This window comes from Martelella sp. FLE1502 (assembly GCF_053484255.1).
This window is the reverse complement of the sequence record NZ_JBAKFQ010000059.1, coordinates 1-1,052: the sequence shown is the minus strand read 5'-3', so window position 1 is coordinate 1,052 and position 1,052 is coordinate 1. Positions and strand designations below refer to the sequence as shown.

At 61.1% G+C, this 1,052-nt stretch carries 1 protein-coding gene; it reads left to right on the top strand.

Annotation, left to right across the window (positions count from 1 at the left end; translation table 11 throughout):
* Nucleotides 1–872: transposase (locus tag V6767_RS22655; protein WP_448475500.1), on the top strand; the 872-nt coding region annotated here is incomplete at its 5' end.
* Nucleotides 873–1,052: the final 180 nt, after the last annotated feature.

Genomic DNA, 1,052 nt, shown 5'->3' with positions numbered 1-1,052 from the left:
AATGGTCGGCGGAAGACGGGGCCAGCCGAGCAACGCAGGAATACCTCGACACCCTAGACGACGCGGCTTTCGGCGCAGCCACGCCCGTGAAGCCGAAGGCGATCTCGCCTACCGATCCCGCCGCACGGTTCACCGGAGCCAACGGTGACAGACCCTTCTTCGCCTACAGCACTAACTACCTGGTGGATCTGGACAACGCGATCATCGTCGACGTCGAGGCTACCGTTCCGATCCGGCAGGCCGAGGTCGGCGCCGTGCGTGACATGCTGACGAGAACCAGAGAGCGGTTCGACCTGCACCCGGACACGCTGGCCGCGGGTACGGCCTACGGCACGGCCGAGATGCTCGGCTGGCTCGTCGACGAACAGAACATCGAACCGCACATCCCGGTCTTCGACAAATCCGAGCGCAAGGACGGCGCGTATCCGGCAACCGACTTCGCCTACGATGAAGCGGCAGACGAGTATCACTGCCCTGGAGGCCAAGCGCTGAAGCCCTACTGGCGGGACATCTCGAAGGGGCGACCAGAGTTCGGAAAGGACGGCTTCAAGAAATACTTCGCCCGAAAACAGGATTGCGCTGCATGCGCCCTGAAACCCCGATGCACGCCCAATCAGACGACCCGCAAAATCTCTCGATCAAGACACGAGCACGCGCGCCAAAAGGCGCGGGAGATCGCCACGACCGACGCATATGTTGCGTCGGGCTATGCCAGGAAGAAAGTCGAGATGCTCTTCGCCCACCTCAAGCGTATACTCGGTCTCGACCGCCTTCGCCTCCGAGGACCGAACGGCGCCAAGGACGAGTTCCACATAGCCGCAACCGTCCAGAACCTCCGCAAACTCGCCAAGCTGAGGCCGTCACTGGCCTGAGACATCAGCGGAATGCTCTGCCTAACTCGCCGGCCGGAAATTCGGGTCGAGTTTTTCAACACCATCCGGACAAAGCGCTAATTCGCTGCAGTTACTCGAACGACCGCTTCACGGTGAATCTAAATTCGTTCGGCAAAGCGCCTGATGCGTTGCACCAGGCGCCTCTTGTTCCTGTCACAT